This window comes from Duganella qianjiadongensis (genome assembly GCF_009857915.1).
Taxonomy (GTDB): domain Bacteria; phylum Pseudomonadota; class Gammaproteobacteria; order Burkholderiales; family Burkholderiaceae_D; genus Rugamonas; species Rugamonas qianjiadongensis.
In genome coordinates this window covers 373,822-393,962 of the sequence record NZ_WWCM01000003.1, presented here as the reverse complement: position 1 = coordinate 393,962, position 20,141 = coordinate 373,822, and the positions used below count along the sequence as shown (strand labels likewise).

The window sequence follows — 20,141 nt, the reverse complement described above, 5'->3', positions numbered from 1 at the left end:
ACTCAAATTAAGCCTTTGCAGATTCGACTAGACTCCATGCCTTGGCTTGCAGGCCTTTGGCACGATCGTCGTACTTCGAGTCAACCAACTTCATCTCATCGTCGGTCACATCTTCAAATTCATTCTTAATCAATGCACGGGCGCGGTCGGACGACAGGGCCAGAATGGCGCCGAATTCGTCGTAGGCCAGACCCGCGAATGCTGCCACCGTCTTGATACCGGCCAGACCCAGCTTGCCGGCGGTGATGCGGTCCATACCTTCCAGACCGACCAGCGCTTCGTCCATGCCTTCCAGGCCTTCTTCCGAAGCGATGGCTTCGGTGACCAGAGCGTCACGGGCGCGGGTACGCAGTTCGTTGACGGTTTCTTCGTCAAACGATTCGATTTCCAGCATTTCGGAGATCGGCACGTAAGCGATTTCTTCCAGGCTGGCAAAGCCTTCTTCTACCAGAATGTCGGCCACTTCCTGATCGACATCGAGTTTTTCCATGAACAGGGCGCGGATCGCGGCCGTTTCCTGGGCTGCCTTGTCGGCCGATTCTTCCGCCGTCATGATGTTGATCTTCCAGCCCGTCAGGTCGGAAGCCAGACGCACGTTCTGCCCCGAACGGCCGATGGCGATGGCCAGATTCTCTTCGTCCACCACTACGTCCATGGCGTGCTTCTCTTCATCGACCATGATAGACGACACATTGGCCGGAGCCAGTGCACCGATCACGAACTGGGCCGGATCTTCCGACCACAGCACGATGTCGACGCGCTCGCCACCGAGTTCGCCCGTCACAGCCTGTACGCGCGAACCGCGCATACCGACGCAGGTACCGATAGGATCGATACGCTTGTCTGCCGTGTAGACGGCGATCTTGGCGCGTACGCCAGCGTCGCGTGCAGCCGATTTAATTTCCAGCATGCCCTGTTCGATTTCCGGCACTTCCAGCTCGAACAGCTTGGAAATGAATTCCGGTGCGGTACGCGACAGGATCACTTGCGGGCCGCGCATATTGCGGTCGATACGCAGGATGTAGGCACGCACGCGGTCGCCGATACGCAGGTTTTCTTTCGGGATCATCTGGTCGCGTGGCAGACGGGCTTCGATCTTGCCCGACTCGACGATGGCGTCGCCCCGCTCCATACGCTTGATGGTGCCGGTCACCAGCGCATCGCCGCGCTCGAGGAAGTCGACCAGGATCTGTTCGCGCTCGGCGTCACGCACGCGCTGCAGTACCACCTGTTTGGTGTCCTGCGCGAAGCGGCGGCCGAATTCCACCGATTCGATCGGCTCTTCGATGTGGTCGTCCACTTCGATGTCAGGAATCTGTTCCTTGGCTTCGAAATGCAGAATTTCCTGATCCGGCAGTTGCAGACCTGCCTCGTCAGGCACGACGTGCCAGCGGCGGAAGGATTCGAACTCACCCGACTCGCGGTCGATCGAAACGCGGATGTCCACTTCACCCTCATAGCGTTTCTTCGTGGCTTGCGCCAACGCGAATTCCAGCGCGCCGAACACCACATCTTTATCGACGTTCTTCTCACGCGCCAGCGCGTCTACCAATAACAAAACTTCGCGACTCATGCTTTGCGTCCCTTAAAAACCACCTGCGGCACCAGGCGTGCCTTATCCATATCGGCGAGCGTAAACTCCAACAGCGCCGGACCTTCATTACTCTCAAATTCCAACGACAAATTCTCGCCCTGAGGTTCCTGCAGGATCCCCTGGAACGATTTCCGGTTGTTCGTACCCGGCATGGCTACGCGCAGTTTGACGATAGCTTCGCTACCGGCAAAACGCGCAAAATCAGCCAGTTTGCGCAGCGGGCGATCGAGCCCCGGCGACGAAATTTCGAGACGCTCATAATTCACGTTCTCGACCGTCAGCACGTGCGACAACTGGTGACTCACCGTCGCGCAATCCTCGACGGTAATCGGACCTTTTTCTTCAGCGTCGGCAGCGCTGAAATCGATAAAGACGCGCAAAATCCCGCGCTCGCCCCGCTCGACATCAACCAGCTCATAGCCCAGACCAGCAACGGTCTTTTCAATTAATTCCGGCAGCTGCAAGAAATTCTCCAGATTAAAGTCTATTTCCAACTTAACAAAAATAGACCATACAAAACGGTTCACCAAAAAAAAAATGGGCATCTGCCCATCTTCTTGTACTACCTAGCCAGATGAAAGCGCTGTTACAGGATGCACTGCAACGAACTTTTATTAGGCTGCTCATTATAACCTGATCTGCACTGCACCGCAATAACGGCTACCGTGCAAAATCGGGCGTGTATGCGTTACAAGCGGCATCTGGCCGTGCCGGAGCGGGTTTTACGCCCGTTCCGGCGGACCCGGGATCAGCCTTTGCGACGGCGCGGCATACCATGGTCGCTGGCGCCGCCACGCGGCTGCTGGCCACGGCGCGGCGCGCCGGCGTTAGCAAAACCGAAGGTGGTTTGCAGCGGATCGGGCTGACGCGGGCCTTTATTGCCGCCTTTGCTACCCTTACCGCCACCATTACCACCATTACCACCATTAGCACCGCCCTGCCCCTGGGCACGGCCTTGACCTTGCGCACGCGGCCCCGGTGCTTCGCCCAGCGGACGGCCACCGGCGTAGGCGCCGATACCCTGCGGACGGCCACCGGGACGGCCCGAGCTCTGGCCAGCACGGCCATTGCCGTTGCCGTTGCCACGACCACCCTGGCCACGAGCACCGGAACGGGCCGGCTTGGCGAATGGCAGCGCGTTAGCGTTACTCAGGTCGGCGCGATTGAAGTTAGGCTCGTCTTCATCGTCGTAATCATCGTCCAGATCATCGCGCTCGGCGCCACGGCCGCGCTGCGGACGCTGCTCCGGACCTTTGTTCTGGGCTGGTTTAGGGCCTTTGCCACGCGGACCAGCGGCAACTGGCGCATCGCCGCTCTTTTTCTCGACGCCATAGGCCGTCATCATGGCGCGCACGGCGTTTTCTTCCAGTTCTTCCCAGCGACCGCGTTTCAGGCTGCTTGGCAGAGTCATGGCGCCGTAGCGGGTACGGATCAGACGCGACACGGTCAGACCGATGGCTTCGAACATACGGCGCACTTCGCGGTTACGGCCTTCGCCGATGATCACGCGGTACCATTTGTTGATGCCTTCGCCGCCACCGTCAGCGATTTTGGAGAACTGGGCCAGACCATCTTCCAGCTCGACGCCGGCCAGCAGCTTCTGGCGCATGCCCTCTTCCAGCACGCCCAGCGTACGCACGGCGTACTCACGGTCGATCGCGTAGCGCGGGTGCATCAGGCGGTTGGCCAGATCACCGGAAGTAGTAAACAGCAGCAGACCTTCGGTATTAAAGTCCAGACGGCCCACGGCCAGCCATTTACCGGCCTTCATGGTGGGCAGGCGGTCGAACACGGATGGACGGCCTTCCGGATCGTCCATCGAGACGATTTCACCGGCCGGCTTGTGGTAAATCAGCACGCGCGGCGGCTTTTTGCTCACGCGGCGCTGGATCAGCTTGCCGTTCAGACGCACGGCGTCGGTCGGCAGGATGCGCTGGCCGATGTGAGCAGGCTCGCCATTGACGGACACGCGGCCCGCCACAATCAGTTCTTCCATGTCGCGGCGCGAACCCAGACCGGCTTCGGCCAGCACTTTGTGCAGTTTGGGCGCATCGTCGTCTGCCGTCAGATCACGCCGCACGGCCTTGGGCTGCTGGCGGCCTTTGACTGGCTCGTCGCTATCGAAAGCGTCCGAGGTCACATAGGAGAAGGCTGCGTCGGCATCATTGGCCTTGGCGCCAGCGCCTTGCTGGCCGCGCTGCTTGCCGTGCTTGCCCTTACGGCCATTACGGTTGTTGTTGTTACGGTCATTGCGCTCGCCGCGCTCATGGCGTGGCTTGCCGCCGTCCTTGGCGGGCGTTGCCACTGGGGCTACGGCTGCAGCAACTTCGGCCACTGCCTCGCCGCCTTCGGCCTGAACTTTTTCGGCCTGCACCTGCGCCTGCTGGGCCTGACGGGCAGCACGCTGCTCGCGCATCTGGCGCGGGCCGCGCGGCGCACGCGGGCCACGGCCAGCGGGTGCGGCTTCGGCACCACCCGCAACGCCGCTCTCTGCGGCGGCGGCAACCGATGCCGCAGGTGCAGCGGCAGCAACAAGCGCTGGCGCGTCGGCGGACGCCGCCGCAGCGGCCTTGGCCGATGGTTTGCGTGCACGCGGCGCCTTGGCCGGTGCTGCTTCAGCACCTTCTGCCGCCACGACAGCGGCTTTGGCACGGGTTTTCTTCACCGGAGCAGCCACTGCGCTTGCCGCTACGCTGCCTGCATCGGCCACTACAACCGGGCTCGCGTCGGCCTTGGCTTTGGTAGCGCGGCGCGGCTTGGCAGCAGGCGCTTCGCCCGCTGCCGCAGCGGCAGCCGCATCGGCTTCGATCTGCGCCTTGGTGCGGCGTTTAGGCTTGGCGGCGGCAACGGCCGGCGCGAGGTCTTGGACTGTCTCTGGAGAATTAGGTTTGTTCATTATTCGTTTCTGGGTTGTGCTCAGCGTCAACCGTTACATCGGGCGCAGAATGTGTCGTTACATCGAGGTCAGGCTGCCGGTGCTCGGCTGCAGCGTCCTGCTCTGCCGCTTCCGCACCTGCGCTGCCATCGGCTGCTACGGCGCTCTGCGCCGCTTTATCAAAGTTATCCTGCAGGGCCGCTTCCAGTGCTGCCAGATCCGGACCATTACCCTGCTGTTCGCTGATTTGCTGCAAAGGTGGCAGCTGGGACAGCGAATTTAATCCCAGATCATCAAGAAACTGCTTGGTGGTGCCCAGCAAAGCTGGCCGCCCCACGACATCACGGTAACCCACCGCATCCACCCAGCCACGGTCTTCCAGCATCTTGATGGTCTGCGAGTTGACGGCCACACCGCGAATTTCCTCGATGTCGCCACGCGTTACCGGCTGGCGGTAGGCAATAATGGCCAGCGTCTCCAGCGTTGCCCGCGTGTATTTAGGCGGTTTTTCCGGATTCAGTCTATCCAGATACAAACGCATTTCCGGACGGCTCTGGAAGCGCCATCCTGTCGCAAGACTGACCACCTCAATACCGCGGCCGTTCCAGTCCTGCCGTATTTCCTCCAGCATTTCCTTGATTGTGTCCGCCCCGATACCGGGACCACGTGGCCGCCCCTGGTCATCAAGTTCGACATACAGTTTTTTCAAACTGTGGATCGACAAGGGCTCCTGGGCGCATAGCAAAGCCGTTTCGAGGACTCGTTTAGCCTCAGCTGTATCCATAGCTATATTGTGGTTGCATTTTCATGCAAGAAAGAAATCAATCACATTCAGTGAGGCGGGGTAACGCAACGCTACCGGCTGGAATACTCGCTGAAGCTGTTTTTCCGACACCCGCGTCTAGCGCCGGGTGGGACAGAGGGACATGCCAGTGGATACCAATATCAGTATTTCTGACAGATTGTTGAATTGTACCTGATAAAACGCCGCTACGCGCATGTCGTAGTTGCGAAATATCGGTTGCAGGGAGTGGCAACGCCTCAGGCGTTGGCGAGTTTCTCTGCCAGAATTGCCGAAACACCAACAAATGCCGGATATTCCGCCGTGATTACCCAGGTTGGCACCTGTGCCAGATAGCTGCTGAAACGGCCTTTGGCTTCGAAACGGGCGCGGAAACCGGAGCGCTCGAAGCGCGCCCCCAGTTTCGGCACAATGCCGCCGCCTATATAGATACCGCCCTGCGCACCCAGCGTAATGGCCAGATTGGCGGCGATGGTGCCCAGCATGCAGCAGAAAGCCTCGATGGTTTCGTCGCACAGCGTGCATTCGCCAGCCAGTGCGCGGCGCGAAATCTCGGCTGCGGCCAGCGGTTCCGCCGGCATATCGGTGTGGTGCGCCAGCGCGCGGTAGATCAGTTCTATGCCTACGCCGGAGATCAGGCGTTCGGCCGAAACGTGTTCGAATTCAGTCCATGCATACTGCAGAATAGCCACTTCCAGCGGATTGGCCGGGGCAAAAGTGACGTGGCCGCCTTCGCTGAGCAGGGCAGTCCAGCCGTCCTTGCCCGGAATCAGACCGGAAACACCGAGGCCGGTACCCGCCCCCACCAGCCCCAGCGGCGCACCTTCGACCGCCACCCCGCCGCCGACCTGATGCTTCTGCTCGATCGACAGCTGCGGCAGCGAACGGGCCAGCGCGGTGAAGTCGTTCACCACCACCAACGTTTCGAAATTCACTTCGCGGCGCAGGGCCTCGATGGAAAATTCCCAGTGGTGGTTGGTCATGCGTACCATGTCGCCCGTGACCGGATTGGCAATGGCAATGGCGCCGTGGCGGATGCCGGCCACGCCGGTGGCTACAACGGCAGGCGTGGCCAGATACGCGACCAGGGCGGCGGCCAGGGTCGGGTATGCAGCGCACGCCAGCACTTCGATCGCTTCTATCTTGCCCGCAGCCGTTTCCAGCGCAAAGCGCGCATTGGTACCGCCGATGTCCGCCAGCAGACGCGGACCACGGGCAGTCGCAGTGGTCGGGGTGGGAGACGTTTGTAGGGACTGAGCTGTCATGATAGATCGAAATGAGTTGATCCCTAAGCTTAAAGTATTTTGCTAGTAAGACGCAAGAATTCTTTGTAGTTTTAGTACACATAACCACTTCACGCCACATAAGACCACGATCCGGGATATTTTTTACGTAGTATGACTACTACTTCATTTAGGCCGTTATTTCCAAGAAGAAATATCTTACGGCAAAAAAAATACCCGCGAACGAAACGCGGGTATGCATGGGCAAGCGCAGCTGCGGCAGGCTAATGCGCAGCAGCCTGGGCCTGTGTCGTGCTGTTGCCGAACTCGGCTTTCCACGCCTCCAGACCGCCATGCAGAGGACGGGCCCGGTGGAAGCCGTGGCTGACCAGATGCTTGGCGACCTGCGCCGCTGTCACATCGTTGGGGCAGCTGCAGTAGACGATGATGGGATGATCTTTATCCAGCGCGGCCAGTTCGGGGATAGGCTCGCCGCCGCTGTAGGCCAGCGCGCCCGGCACGGCAGGGTCCAGCATCTGCGCCGTTACGCTGCGCGCATCCACCAGCACGGGCTGAGGGCCCTGGGCCAGCAGGCGTTTCAGTTCCTCGATGCTGAGCCGTTCGATATCCACCGTCTGGCGGAAACGGCGGCGCTCCACATATTTATAGACGATGAACAGTAGCAGCAGCGCGCCCAGCACCATCAGCGCGGTGGAACCCATGGTGTTGAGGATGTCCAGCACCTGATCGATCTGGGTGTGGAAGGCGGCGCCCAGCGCGATGCCGCTGCCGCTCCACAGCAGCGCACCGGCCACGCTAAAGCCGAGAAAAGTGGCATTCGAGGTGCCTAGCGCGCCCGCCAGCGGCGGTGCGATGGTATTGAAGCCGGGAATGAATTTGGCTACCACCAGCGCCTTCGGGCCCCAGCGGTTGAAGTTATCTTCGGTCTGACTGACACAGTAGTCGGGCGAGAGCGAAATCTGGCACAGCAGGCGCAGAATGCGCTTGCCGAAGTAGCGCCCCGCGCGGAACCAGAAATAGTCGCTGATCAGGCAGGCCAGCAGGCTGACCGCCAGCGCCGCAGGCCAGCTGATGCCGCCGTCCACGGCGAAGGCGCCCGCCACGATCAGGATGGGGAAGGCGGGTATGGGCAGGCCGATCTGCTCGACGAGTACCACGCCGAACACGATCAGTACGCCGTATTCCTGCAAGAGAAGTATGAGATTGGCCATCCGGTTATCTTAGCCTAATTTCGCGCTGGCCGTTCCGCCTCATGCCGGCCGGTGATGGTAGCCGGGAATGGCTGCCAGCAGCGCGCGCGTATAGGCATGCTGCGGCTGGCGGTATAGCTGGTCCGCTGGCGCCGTTTCCACCACTCTGCCCTGCTGCATGACCATCACCTGATCGGACATGTACTGCACTACCGCCAGATCGTGCGAGATGAACAGATAGGACAGGCCCAGCTCCTGCTGCAGGTCCTTGAGCAGATTCAGTACCTGCGCCTGCACCGACACATCGAGTGCCGAAACGGATTCGTCGCACACCAGTATCTCCGGCTGCAGGGTCAGACAGCGGGCAATGGCGATGCGCTGCCGCTGGCCGCCGGAAAATTCGTGCGGATAGCGCTGCAGCGCGCTGGCGGGCAAACCTACCTTATCCAGCAGCTGTGCTGCCACGGCCAGACGCTGCGCGTCGTTCTGGCCGATGGCGTGGATGCGCAGCGGTTCCAGTAGTATCTGCGCAACCGTAAAGCGGGGGTTGAGCGAGGCATACGGATTCTGGAATACGATCTGGATGCGGCGCCGGTAGGCCTGGAATTCGCGCGCGGGCATGGCCAGCAGATCGCGTCCGTCGAACTGCACGCTGCCGCCCGATGCTGGCAGCAGGCGTAGCAGCATCAGGCCCAGCGTGGTCTTGCCGCTGCCCGACTCGCCCACCACGCCTAAGGTCTGGCCGCGCGCCAGCGTGAACGACACGTCATCGACCGCGCGGAATTCGCGCTGGCGCCACCAGCGTTCACGGATCTGGTAATGCTTGCTCAGATGGTTCACCACCAGCAGCGGCGGCGCATGCTGCGCAAGGGCGTCGCGGTGTGGCGGCACGACAGCCAGCGCAGGCGCAAGCGGGCGCGCCAGTTCATCACTTAACAGCTGGTCGCTGATGACAGGCAGGCGCGCCGGGCGCTCCCCCGGCACAGGGCGGCAGTGCAGCAAGGCACGGGTGTACTGGTCCTGCGGCTGCTGCAGCACGTCCAGCGCCGGTCCCGTTTCGCGCACATGGCCGTGACGCATCACCACTACCTCGTCCGCAATCTGTCCCACCAGCCCCAGATCGTGGGTGATGAACAGCACCGCCATCTCGCGGCGCTGCTGCAGGCGGGCCAGCAGTTCGATGATCTGCTGCTGTATGGTGACGTCGAGCGCCGTGGTAGGCTCGTCGGCGATCAGCAGGCGCGGTTCGCAGGCTATGGCCATGGCGATCATCACGCGCTGCTGCTGGCCGCCCGACATCTGGCCCGGATAGCTATCGATCTTGTGCGCCGCATCGGCAATGCCCACCTCCTCCAGCAATTCGAGCGTGCGCTGGCGCGCCTGCGCGCGGCGCATGCCCAGATGCAGACGCAGCACCTCGCCGATCTGCGTGCCCACCGTCAGCACCGGATTGAGCGAGGACATGGGATCCTGAAAGATCATCGCGATCTGGCGGCCGCATAACGCACGCCGCGCCGACCTGTCCAGCGCCAGCAGTTCACGGCCATCGAAGCGTATGCTGCTGCCGCTGCCGATAGCGGTGCTCTCCGGCGGCAGCAAGCCCATGACGGCCAGCGCGCTGACGGATTTGCCGCTACCCGATTCGCCCACCAGCGCCACCGTGCTGCGTGGCGCCACGCTGAAGGACACGCCATGCACTACCTCGGCCAAGTGTGTGCCGTCCGTGCGGAAGCTCACCCGCAGATCACGGATCTCCAGCAGCGGCGCGCCCTGCGCTATTGCTGGCGCACTCAAAATTTCACCCTGGGGTCGAGCGCATCACGCAGAGCATCCGTGAGCAGGGAAAACGCCGTCACCAGCACGGCCATGGCCAGCGCCGCTGCCGTCAGCTGCCACCAGCGGCCCAGTATCAGTTCGTTCTGCGCTTCATTGAGCATGCTGCCCCATGACACCACGCCGACCGGCACGCCAAAACCGAGGAAGCTCAGCACCACTTCCGCCTTGATGAAGCCCACCACCAGGATCGACAGCTGCACCAGCGCCACATGGCTCACGTTGGGGAAGATGTGCACGAACATCTTGCGCCAGTGGCTGGCGCCGATAGCATCGGCGGCCAGCACATATTCGCGCCCCTTGTGCTTGAGATATTCGGCGCGGATCAGGCGATAGGGGCCAGTCCAGCCGGTCAGCCCCAGTATCAGCACGATGGTCAGCACGCCCTTCTGCTGCAGCACGGCGGCCACGGCCAGTATCATCAGCACGGAAGGAATGGCAGTGAAAATATTGTAGAGGCCATTGAGCAGCGCATCGACCACACCGCCCCAGTAGCCGGCCAGCGCGCCCAGCAGCGTGCCCAGCGCCACTGCCAGCAAGGCGGCCACCAGCCCCACCACTACCGATGTCTCGCCGCCTTTGACGGTTTTTTTCAGCACATCGTGGCCCCATTTGTCGGCCCCGAAAGGTAGCGTGGCCAGGCGTGCGCCGGTGGCGCCGGCAGCAGGGCCTGCCACGCCGCTCGTGGCACCCGTGCCATGGGCGGCACGCAGTTGCGCCAGATCGTCCGCCAGCGGATCGGTCACGCCGTACATGGGCAGGCTGGCCGCAGCGTCCTGTCGCCCCAGCTCGCTTCGCAGGGCCCGCAGATCATCTGCCAGCGGGTCAAACGGATTGACGCGCAGGACTGCAGCGTCGCCGCGTAGCGTACTAGCGGCAGCTGGCGCGGCACTGCCGGCTGCTGCTGCGCCAGACCAGCCGGGCGGCGCAAAACTGACTGCCACTTCCTGCTCCCAGTCCGCCACTATCAGGCCGCTAGCAGACAGCAGCAGGGTCAGCAGAAACGCCAGCACCACGGCCAGTGCAGTCATGGCCCACCTGTCTGCGCGCAGGCGGCGCCATGCCAGCTGCCACAGGCCCGGAGAATGCTGCGCCGTCATGACAGCCGCACCCGCGGATCGAGCGCCTGATATAGCAGGTCCGTCAGCAGATTCACCAGCATGGTGGCCAGCGCCACATACACGGTAATGGCTTTGATAACGGGGAAGTCGCTGCGCTCGACTGCCAGTATCACCTCGCGCCCTATGCCGGGGATGCCGAAGAAGCGCTCCAGCAGAAACGCGCCGATCAGCAGCGAGGGCAGACTGGCCATGACATGGGTGAGGATGGGGATGGCGGCATTGCGCAGCACATGCAGCCACATCACGCGGGCTTCGCCCAGCCCTTTGGCGCGGGCGGTGCGCACATAGTCCTGCCCCACTTCGTCGAGCACGAAACTGCGGTACAGGCGCAGCGTGGGGGCGATAGCCACGGCCAGCCCGATCAGGATGGGCAGGCTGGCATAGCGCAGCAGATTTTCCCCCGCATGCTCGCCCCAGCCCTGCACCGGAAACAGCCCGAGACGGTAAGCCAGCTGGTACTGCAACACGATGATGTAGACCAGTATGCTGACCGACATGCCGACCGTGCAGGCCACCATCACCAGCCGGTCCGTCAGCGAGCCGCGCACAAAAGCGATGGCCAGCGCCAGCGCGATGCCGAGCGCCGTCTCCAGCAGCGTCAGAGGCAGCAGCACAGTCAGCGATGGCCCCAGCCGGGTAGCGATGATCTGCCCCACCGGTTCGCCCGTGGCCCAGCTCAGGCCGAAATCCAGCGTGGCGATCTGGCGCAGGAAGATGGCCAGCTGTACCCAGTAGGGCTGGTCCACCCCGAGCTGGCGGCGGATATTGGCGATGCTTTCGGCGTTGGCCATTTTGCCGGCCAGCAGATAGGCCGGATCGCCGCCCACCCAGTTGAATAGCACGAACAGCAACAGCACCACGCCCAGCATGGTGGGCAGCATCTGCGCCAGACGCCTGACTATATAGGCCAGCATAGTGCCACCATTATTCCGTCACCCACATTGCGCTACCCTCATAGACTGTCCTTGCGCTCGATATCGAGATATTTCCATTCCTGATGCAGGATGGGATGACGTTTATACCCGAGCACGGCCGGTTGCGCCAGCATGCTGCGATAGCGCGTGTAGGCCGGCATGGCGACGGCCTGCACTTCCAGCAAGCGCGCCATCTGGCGGTACAGGGCATCGCGCTGCGGCCCCGGCGGCAGCGCACGGCTGGCCTCGAACCAGCGATCATACTGTGCATCCTGATAGCAGCCATTGTTATTCTGGTGGATGTTCTTACCGTAGAACAGCTGCATGAAGTTATCGCCATCGGGATAGTCGGCCATCCACTGGTAGGTACGGCTCTGCAGCTGGCATAGCTGTTCCGCCTGCTGTATGTCGCTGAACACCATGCGCTGGCTTTCCATGCGTATGCCCAGCCGGGTATAGGTTTTGCGCCATAGCTCGGCCATCTGCAGGCCGGCCGCCTCGCTGCGCGAAGTGTAGCGTATCAGCAGCGGCTTGCCATCGGGCAGAGTGCGCCAGCCATCGGCGCCCTTGCGGTAGCCATAGCGGTCGAGCAGGCGATTGGCCAGCACGGGATCATATTGCAGCAGGCTGCGATAGGCCGGATCATGGCCCGCCACGCCGGGCGGCACCGGCATGGCCAGCCGTTCCGCCTCGCCATTAAGTAGCAGACGGATTTCTTCGTCGACGTCATGGGCCATGGCGATGGCGCGACGCAGCGCAATTTTCTCCTTGCTCAGCCCGCCCACCACAGGGTCCTGCATATTCCAGTAGTAATAGCTCAGCACGGGATCGACGATGCGCTGCAGCTGTATGCCCTGCGCCACCAGTTCCGCACGCAGCTGGCCGTTGCGGATGGCGCGCGGCGCCAGCGGCCCGTCCAGCCAGAACAGATCGGCCGCGCCGCTGGTAAACGAGAGCCAGCGCGACTGGTCTTCCAGCTGCACGCTGATGTCGATGCGGCGGATCTGCGGAATCTTCTTGCCCTGCATCTGGCGCACGATACGGGCGTCGGCGGCGCTGCCCTCGGCACTGGCAGCGAAATCCCAGCGTTCCTCGCGATAGCCGGGGTTGGCATCGAGCACGATGCGGCTGCCGCGCACCCAGCGCCCCAGCTGATAGGCGCCCGTCCCCACCGGATGGCTGGCCACTTCCCCTCTGGCATCGGCGTAACGCTGCACCACTTCGCGCGCCACGGCAGCCAGCGGTTCATAGGCGAGGATCATGCCCAGGCTGGGGTCGGGCCGGGTCAGATGCAGGCGCAAGGTATAGCGGTCCAGTGCCTCGAAGCCGGCCACGGGCGCAGCGTAATCCATGCGGCCACGCTGCCTGGCCGCGGCTGCCAGCGCATCAAGTCCGGCGATGCGCCCTTCCAGCAGCCAGCTATTGGGCGAGGCCAGTTGCGGATCGAACAGCCGTTTCCATGAATAAATATAGTCGGCCACCGTCAGTTCGCGCCGCTGGCCGCCGAACGCAGGGTCCGGCGTGAAATAGATACCGGGCTTGAGGCGGATCAGCACGCTCAGGCCATCGGCCGAGACTTGCGGCAGGGCCGCCGCCGTCTGCGCCACCAGCCGTACGGGCCGGGCCAGATAGTCATAGGTGTACAGGGTTTCGAAGATGGCTTCGGTGATATGCCCCGTGTACAGGTCGCGCCCCTGCACAGGGTCCAGGCTGGCTTCGGCCGCCGGCAGGATGTAGCGCAGTGTCTTCACCGGCTCGGCCAGCGCGCCGCCCGCCCAGCCGCAGGCCAGCACGGCAGCAATACAGGCGAGCTGACGAATACCCAGCATTCTTCTCCTCAGACAACACGAACAGGTGCAGGAACGATACCGCACTTTAGTGCGGACAGACAGCATCTGTTTGCAGTGGCCTTGCTGGTAGTGCATCAAACGGCGACGGCATGCTGTTTCCTAAGGGAATTTTGACTGTCGCGTAAAAGTCACACTCGGAATAACTTTACATTTGCATCACAAATTCGCCATTGCACCAAATTGGCGCATCGTTGACGCCAATCACCATATTTTCCTCACCTATTTGACTTTCACTCAATCTTTCGCGAGGCAAGTAGGGGTGGCGCACCAAATTAGAGCGATTTTTCACCATTTTTGTGCTCATTATTGCTCAAGAATCAATGATATTTTCTTGCTATCTCCGTGCAAGTAGTTGCATTGACAGCCCTACGGGCGGCTGTTCAGATGAGCTATGGACGAAACAGGCAGTCTGCTTTTTCGCCGCTAGGTGCTTAACCCACCGACATAAAAAAACACATTCACACCCGTGTAGTACGTTTTAAATTGGGAGCATAAATAATGATGGTTGAAACTGTATTGTCCCGCTCTGTACGCCTGATTTGCGCCAGTGGCCTGGCCTTCGGCATGCACGCAGCGGTCGCACAGACCAGCGCGGACGCGCCTGTCCAGCGTGTAGAAATTACCGGTTCCAGCATCAAGCGCATCAGCGCTGAAGGTGCACTGCCGGTGCAGACCCTGTCGAAACTGCAGATCGAACAGAGCGGCGCCACCACCGTGGCCGATCTGGTCGCTTCGCTGCCTTCGATGCAGGGCTTCACCACCTCGTCGATGTCGGTCAACGGCGGCGGCGGCGGTCTGCAGACGGCCTCGATCCACGCCATCGGCGAAGGCTACACTCTGGTGCTGCTGAACGGCCGCCGTCTGGCCCCGGCCACCTCGGGTTCGACCGTCAATCTGGCCAGCATTCCGCTGGCTGCCGTAGAGCGCGTCGAGATTCTGACCGACGGCGCCAACACCCTGTACGGCTCGGACGCGATTGCCGGCGTGGTCAACTTCATCCTGAAGAAAAACCAGACCGACACCATCATCGAAGGCACTTACAACACGCCACAGAAGAGCAGCTCGGGTTCGAGCAGCAACATCGCCATCTCCAAAGGCTGGGGCGATCTGGAAACTGACGGCTACAACATTCTGCTGTCCGGTTCGCACGACGAAAGCAAAGCCATGTTCGCCAGCGAGCGCAGCTTCTCCAAGAGCGGCGTGATTCCGTTCTGGGACAATGGCAAACAGTACAATCTGTACCAGCTGAGCTCGAACTCGATTCCGGGCAACGCCACGGTGAAATACAAGAATGCTGCCGGCGTGGCCACCAGCAAATCGTTCGGCCCTGACTTCCTCGCTACCGGCAAGTGCAACGGCCCTAACCTGTTCAACGTGGGCAACCGCTGCCTGTTCGACTACGCCGCCACCGTGGAAGACGTGCCTGGCCTGAAACGCAATTCCGGCTTCGGCTCGCTGAACCTGAAACTGAACAAAGACACCAACTTCTTCGCCGAAGCGCTGGCCTCGTCGTTCAGCAACACCGCACAGTACGCGCCGCCCGCCCAGCCGCTGGGTATTCCGGTCGGCAGCGCCCTGTACAAGAAATCCATCCTGCCATACCTGTCGCGTCTGGGCATCGACCCTAACTCGGTGACCAGCGTCACCATGAACCTGCGTCTGGCAGATGCCGGCGGCCGTGCCGACACCTACCAGACCGAAGCGCGCCATCTGGCCTTCGGCGTCGACGGCTCGTTCAAAGGCATCGACTACCGCGCAGCCTACACCCACTCGGAAAACACCCAGACCGATACGGCAGCTGGCGGCTACATGAGCCTGAACGCCTTCGACGCGCTGGTTAGCGCCGGCAAGTTCGACCCGTTCGCATCGCCGGGCAATTCGAAAGACGTGCTGGCACCAGCGGTACTGCACAACCAGTTCAGCGAAACCAAATCGAAGATCGATATGTTTCAGGTCAGCGGTTCGACCGAGCTGTTCAACATGCCAGCCGGCGTAGCCCAGCTGGCTGTAGGTGCCGACTACACCAAACAGAAGTACTCGGAAGCACCGGACGCCTACTCGCAAGGCCAGAACGTACAGCAGCCTAACTTCACCGACGCCATCGTCGGTGGTGGTGCCGGCGCGCTGCCGATCGACGCCCACCGTACCAACTGGGGTACCTATGCCGAGCTGCTGCTGCCACTGGCCAAGCGCATGGACCTGACCATGTCGACCCGTTACGACGATTTCAGCGCCGTGACCAACGACAAGAACTTCGACACCGCCGGCAATCTGGTGGCTTCGGGCAAACAGGGTGAATCGGCCAGCAAAGCCACCTACAAACTGGCGCTGCGCTGGAATCCGATGGATTCGCTGCTGGTCCGCGGTTCCTACGGCACCGGCTTCAAGGCTCCGACGCTGACCAACATCGTCAAGCCACTGGTAAACGGCGGTTCGTCGCAGTTCCACGCCTGCCCGATCACTTCGACCACCGATCCGCGCTTCCCGCTGTGCAACCCGGGTTCGTCGGAATACAACCTGCTGACTGGCGGTAATGCTGCCACCGGCGCCGGCGCGCTGAAACCGGAAGAGTCGAAACAGTTCACTCTGGGCTTCCGTCTGGAACCTATCCCATCGCTGTCGATCGGCTTCGATCTGTGGGATGTGAAACTGACCAACCAGATCCAGACCCTGTCGGAAGATGTGGTATTCAACAATCCTAAGGTCTACGACAGCCTGCTGCGCAGCTACTACGACCCGATCCAGAAACAGAACGTACTGGCCGCTGCGCTGACCCCGTTCAACCTGGCTAGCTCGCACTATCAGGGTATCGACTGGGATCACACCTACAAAACTTCGACTGCCTTCGGTAAGCTGAACGTGCAATGGACCGGTACCTTCATGTCCAAAGCCGAACAGGAAACCCCGGGCACCGGTCTGGAGAAAAACATCGGTCGTTTCAACTCCTACTCGGACGTGACCTTCCGCTGGGTTTCCAAGCTGACCGCTTCGTTGAAAGTGAGCGACAAGTACACCCACGCTATCACGGCTAACTACCACTCCGGCTACACCGACCAGGTGTACACCGCAGACGACAGCGTCGTGAATGTCCTCAATATCGACGGCAGCCAGGGCGCAACCGTGGCCTTCAAGCGTCAGGTATCGTCGTACACCACCATCGACTGGCAGACCAAAATGGCCTTCAGCAAGAAGTTCACGCTGACTGCCGGTGTCAAAAACCTGTTTGACATCGATCCGCCATTCACCATCCGCAACGCCGGTGGTGGTAACCAGTCCGGTTACGACGGTCGCTATGCCGATCCGCTGGGTCGTCAGATCTACCTGGTTGGTAACTATAAGTTCTAATGCCTGCCTGAGCCCGGGTTCTCCCGGGTTCTCGCCTGGCCCGCCCGCGCAAGCCGGCGGGCTTTTTTACGCCGGTAGCAGCCAGCAAGTGTGGTGTAGAAGTGACGCGAAGCTATGCCGCTTTAGCCACGCGACAGCACCGGCCCAGGCAAAAATGCAACAGCGGCGCCAAAGATTGAATTCTTTTTAGCAAAAATACAATGTTATAAAACGCCAAGTCAGGCCCGCGCCAAATTTGTGCGTTTTCTGGCCTGTAAAGTCACCCCGCTTGTCTAAGCGCAGCATCCCGCCATCAAATTGCTTCAGAAATGTTTTCATATTGACAGCGCTCTGCCGCGAATGCTCTGATGAAAAAGAGAAGAACCCGCGTTTCTTCTCAAACGACATGACTTTGATTCATCCAACTGGGAGAGTGACAATGATGGTAGAGACTGTGATGGCGCGTTCGGTGCGCCTGATCTGCGCCGCTGGTCTGGCGCTGGGTATGCAGGCGGCATGGGCGCAGACCAGTGCCGAGCCGGAGAATATTGCGCGCGTAGAAATCACCGGTTCGTCGATTAAACGTATCGCCAAAGAAGGTTCGCTGCCGGTACAGACCCTGACGCGCGCCGACATCGAACAGAGCGGCGCCAACAACGTGGCCGACCTGGTGGCCCAGCTGCCGTCCATGCAGGGCTTTATCACCTCCTCCACCTCGGTCAACGGCGGCGGCAACGGCGTACAGACCGCCTCCATCCACGCCATCGGCACCCAGTACACGCTGGTGCTGCTCAACGGCCGCCGCATGGCGCCATATGGCACGGGCAGCGCGGTGAATCTGGCCAGCATCCCGCTGTCCGCGGTCGACCGGGTGGAGATACTGACCGACGGCGCGTCCACCCTGTACGGCTCGGATGCGATTGCCGGCGTGGTCAACTTCATCCTGAAAAAGAACAGCCAGGACCTGAGCATAGAAGGCACCTTCGACGCGCCGCAAAAATCCGGTGGCCGCAGCAGCAACATCTCCATCACCAAAGGCTGGGGCGATCTGGAAAACGATGGCTACAACGTGCTGCTGGCCTATAGCCACGATCAGCAGAAGGAACTGAACGCCAAGCAGCGCGATTTCGCCAGATCGGGCGTACACCGGTTCAGCCAGAACGGCAAGCAATATGCCACCTGGCAGACCAGTATCAACTCCACGCCGGCCAATGTGGAAGTGGTCACGGCCAATGACGATGTGGTGCTCAATACCGACCTGCTCAACAAAGGTTCGTGCACCCAGCCCAATACCTTTGCCCGCAGCGGCGCCTGCCGCTTCGATTACGCCAGTACCGTACAGCTGCTGCCCGAACTCAAACGCGACAGCATATTCGCTTCCGGCAAACTGAAACTGGATAAGGACACTACCGTGTTCAGCGAACTGGTACTGTCCAAGTTCACCAACACGGCACGCTATGCACCGGCGGCCCAGCCGCTGACCGTGTTCAGCACCGACCCTGTCTCGGGCGTGAAGACGGTCAACCAGAACTATATCGGCGCCTACAATAAATCCATCGTGCCCCTGCTGGCCGGGCAGAATGTCAATCCGGCCGACGTGACGGACGCCCTGCTGTACTACCGCGGCGCCGATGCCGGCGGCCGTACCGACGAATACCGTACCGATGCGGCCCACTTCGTGCTGGGTGCCGACACCTCGTATGCCGGCTGGGATATGGGCGTGGCTTACACCCATTCGCAGAACAAGCAGACCGACCAGGCGCTGGCCGGCTATATGAGCGGCGACAAATTCGAAGAACTGGTGCGCACCGGCGCCTACAATCCGTTTGTCTCCAACGACGGTGCCGCCGCCGTGCTGGCGCCGGCCGTGCTGCATCAGCAGCTCGATGTCACCAAATCGAAAATCGACGTGATCAGCGCCCATGCATCGCGTGAAGTGTTTGCGCTGCCGGGCGGTCCGGCGGCGCTGGGGCTGGGCGCCGACTTCACCAAACAGAGCTTCACCGATACGCCGGCCAAGATCGCGCAGGGTCCCGGCCCCGGCAATCCCGGCTGGACCGACGTGGAGATCGGTGGCGGCACCGGTGCCCAGGCACTCGATGCCTCGCGTAACAACTGGGGGGCTTTCGCCGAACTGCTGATGCCGATCGCCAGCAACTTCGAAGCTACCACCGCCGTACGCTACGACAGCTACGACGCCGTCAACAAGCACAATGACAGCTACGACTCCAACGGCAAACTGGCACCGGCCGGCAAGGTCGGCGAAGACGTGGCCAAAGCCACCTACAAGCTGTCGGCGCGCTACACCCCTACCCAGCAGCTGCTGCTGCGCGGCTCCTACGGCACCGGCTTCAAGGCGCCCACCATGAACAACATCGCCGATCCGCTGAAAAATGCCGGTTCGTCGAATGCCTTCCCTTGCCCGGTCAAGTCGCCCGACCCGCGCGCCGTGTACTGCCGTCCCGGCTCGTCGGAATACGGCCTGCTCGACGTGGGCAATCCGGCTACCGGCGCGGGCGCGCTGAAAGCGGAAGAATCCAAGCAGGCCACGCTGGGCTTCCGTCTGGAGCCGAGCAGCATGCTGTCCTTCGGTCTGGACCTGTGGGACGTAAAACTGAAAAACCAGATCCGCACCTTCTCGCAGGACCAGCTGTACACCAACCCTGTGCTGGCCAACCAGTACATCGCCGTGTATGCCGACCCTATCCAGAAGAGCAACGTGCTGGTGGCGATCCGCAAACCGCTGAATCTGGCCTCCTCGCACTTCCAGGGGCTGGACTGGGATACCACCTTGCGCAGCAATACGCCGCTGGGCCGCGCCAGCATCAACTGGACCGGTACCTATATGCTGAAAGCCGAACAGGAAACTCCGGGCGTGGGCGTGGAAAAGAGCATAGGCCGCTTCAACTCGTATGACGATGTGGTATTCCGCGTCATTTCCAAAGTGGTGTTCACGCTCAAATCGTCGGACAAACTGAGCAACTCGCTGACCGTCAACTACCGCAGCGGCTATCACGACAAGCCGCTGACGGAAGATGATGCTGCCGTGCGGGTAGTGAATGCCGACGGCAGCATAGGCGGCGTGGTGGCGATGGAACGCGACGTGCGCTCCTACACCACGCTGGACTACCAGCTGAAAGCCAACTACGTGAAGAACCTGACCCTGACGGCCGGCATCAAGAACCTGCTGAATCAGGATCCGCCATTCTCCATCCGCAACTCCGGCGGCGGCAATCAGGTGGGCTACGACGGACGCTACGCCGACCCGCTGGGCCGCAGCTTCTACCTGACGGCCAACTACAAATTCTGAACGTGGAAATAGTGGAAACTGGACTCGTCTAGACTGTTTTAGCGCGAACTAGACTGTTTTAGACGGGGAGATAAAAAAAGGGCC

At 61.3% G+C, this 20,141-nt stretch carries 13 protein-coding genes; 2 read left to right on the top strand and 11 right to left on the bottom strand.

Features of this window, described 5'->3' with window-relative positions:
- Window positions 1-7: 7 nt before the first annotated feature.
- The 11 genes from nusA to GTP27_RS07330 form a co-directional block, all read right to left on the bottom strand.
- Window positions 8-1,573 (bottom strand): transcription termination factor NusA, encoded by a 1,566-nt coding sequence (gene nusA / locus GTP27_RS07380; RefSeq protein ID WP_161038522.1) that lies wholly within the window; start codon window positions 1,571-1,573, stop codon window positions 8-10.
- Window positions 1,570-2,058: a ribosome maturation factor RimP gene (rimP, locus tag GTP27_RS07375; protein ID WP_161038566.1), complete on the bottom strand. Its 489-nt coding sequence runs from the start codon at window positions 2,056-2,058 to the stop codon at window positions 1,570-1,572. The genes nusA and rimP overlap by 4 nt, the downstream gene beginning before the upstream one ends.
- Before the next feature lie 284 nt (window positions 2,059-2,342).
- Complete coding sequence (locus GTP27_RS07370; protein WP_161038521.1) at window positions 2,343-4,490, bottom strand: pseudouridine synthase; 2,148 nt, start codon at window positions 4,488-4,490, stop codon at window positions 2,343-2,345.
- Window positions 4,477-5,253, bottom strand: coding sequence for an SMC-Scp complex subunit ScpB (scpB, locus tag GTP27_RS07365; RefSeq protein WP_161038520.1), 777 nt, complete (start codon window positions 5,251-5,253; stop codon window positions 4,477-4,479). Before scpB ends, GTP27_RS07370 begins: the two co-directional genes overlap by 14 nt.
- A gap of 257 nt (window positions 5,254-5,510) precedes the next feature.
- Window positions 5,511-6,536, bottom strand: coding sequence for a glucokinase (locus GTP27_RS07360; RefSeq protein WP_161038519.1), 1,026 nt, complete (start codon window positions 6,534-6,536; stop codon window positions 5,511-5,513).
- A 242-nt stretch (window positions 6,537-6,778) separates the two neighbouring features.
- Window positions 6,779-7,726, bottom strand: a complete 948-nt coding sequence (locus GTP27_RS07355) for a VTT domain-containing protein (RefSeq protein WP_161038518.1) — start codon at window positions 7,724-7,726, stop codon at window positions 6,779-6,781.
- A gap of 39 nt (window positions 7,727-7,765) precedes the next feature.
- Window positions 7,766-9,499 (bottom strand): ABC transporter ATP-binding protein, encoded by a 1,734-nt coding sequence (locus GTP27_RS07350; protein WP_202416589.1) that lies wholly within the window; start codon window positions 9,497-9,499, stop codon window positions 7,766-7,768.
- A complete protein-coding gene (locus GTP27_RS07345; RefSeq protein WP_161038517.1) occupies window positions 9,496-10,638 on the bottom strand; it encodes an ABC transporter permease in 1,143 nt (380 codons plus the stop codon). The genes GTP27_RS07350 and GTP27_RS07345 overlap by 4 nt, the downstream gene beginning before the upstream one ends.
- On the bottom strand, window positions 10,635-11,573 hold the full coding sequence (locus GTP27_RS07340) for an ABC transporter permease (RefSeq protein WP_161038516.1): 939 nt from the start codon (window positions 11,571-11,573) through the stop codon (window positions 10,635-10,637). Before GTP27_RS07340 ends, GTP27_RS07345 begins: the two co-directional genes overlap by 4 nt.
- A 38-nt stretch (window positions 11,574-11,611) precedes the next feature.
- Window positions 11,612-13,402 carry an ABC transporter substrate-binding protein gene (locus GTP27_RS07335; RefSeq protein ID WP_161038515.1) on the bottom strand — a complete coding sequence of 597 codons (1,791 nt, stop codon included), beginning with the start codon at window positions 13,400-13,402 and terminating at the stop codon, window positions 11,612-11,614.
- Window positions 13,403-13,568: 166 nt separating this feature from the next.
- The gene (locus GTP27_RS07330; protein ID WP_161038514.1) at window positions 13,569-13,727 is read right to left on the bottom strand and encodes a hypothetical protein; all 159 of its coding nucleotides are present in this window, start codon (window positions 13,725-13,727) and stop codon (window positions 13,569-13,571) included.
- Between the two features lie 212 nt (window positions 13,728-13,939).
- Here GTP27_RS07330 and GTP27_RS07325 point away from each other — a divergent pair, with 212 nt between their 5' ends.
- Together GTP27_RS07325 and GTP27_RS07320 are read left to right on the top strand one after the other, a co-directional pair.
- Window positions 13,940-16,768 (top strand): TonB-dependent receptor domain-containing protein, encoded by a 2,829-nt coding sequence (locus tag GTP27_RS07325; protein WP_229633495.1) that lies wholly within the window; start codon window positions 13,940-13,942, stop codon window positions 16,766-16,768.
- 418 nt (window positions 16,769-17,186) lie between these two features.
- A complete protein-coding gene (locus tag GTP27_RS07320) occupies window positions 17,187-20,057 on the top strand; it encodes a TonB-dependent receptor domain-containing protein (protein WP_161038512.1) in 2,871 nt (956 codons plus the stop codon).
- Window positions 20,058-20,141 lie beyond the last annotated feature (84 nt).

What these genes read in the sequence shown, in the direction of transcription:
- GTP27_RS07340 (WP_161038516.1), bottom strand. Translation starts at nt 11,573, where the DNA reads ATGCTGGCCTATATAGTCAGGCGTCTGGCGCAGATGCTGCCCACCATG.
- GTP27_RS07320 (WP_161038512.1), top strand. Translation starts at nt 17,187, where the DNA reads ATGATGGTAGAGACTGTGATGGCGCGTTCGGTGCGCCTGATCTGCGCC.
- GTP27_RS07355 (WP_161038518.1), bottom strand. Translation starts at nt 7,726, where the DNA reads ATGGCCAATCTCATACTTCTCTTGCAGGAATACGGCGTACTGATCGTG.
- GTP27_RS07330 (WP_161038514.1), bottom strand. Translation starts at nt 13,727, where the DNA reads ATGAGCACAAAAATGGTGAAAAATCGCTCTAATTTGGTGCGCCACCCC.
- GTP27_RS07335 (WP_161038515.1), bottom strand. Translation starts at nt 13,402, where the DNA reads ATGCTGGGTATTCGTCAGCTCGCCTGTATTGCTGCCGTGCTGGCCTGC.
- nusA (WP_161038522.1), bottom strand. Translation starts at nt 1,573, where the DNA reads ATGAGTCGCGAAGTTTTGTTATTGGTAGACGCGCTGGCGCGTGAGAAG.
- GTP27_RS07345 (WP_161038517.1), bottom strand. Translation starts at nt 10,638, where the DNA reads ATGACGGCGCAGCATTCTCCGGGCCTGTGGCAGCTGGCATGGCGCCGC.
- GTP27_RS07370 (WP_161038521.1), bottom strand. Translation starts at nt 4,490, where the DNA reads ATGAACAAACCTAATTCTCCAGAGACAGTCCAAGACCTCGCGCCGGCC.
- scpB (WP_161038520.1), bottom strand. Translation starts at nt 5,253, where the DNA reads ATGGATACAGCTGAGGCTAAACGAGTCCTCGAAACGGCTTTGCTATGC.
- GTP27_RS07360 (WP_161038519.1), bottom strand. Translation starts at nt 6,536, where the DNA reads ATGACAGCTCAGTCCCTACAAACGTCTCCCACCCCGACCACTGCGACT.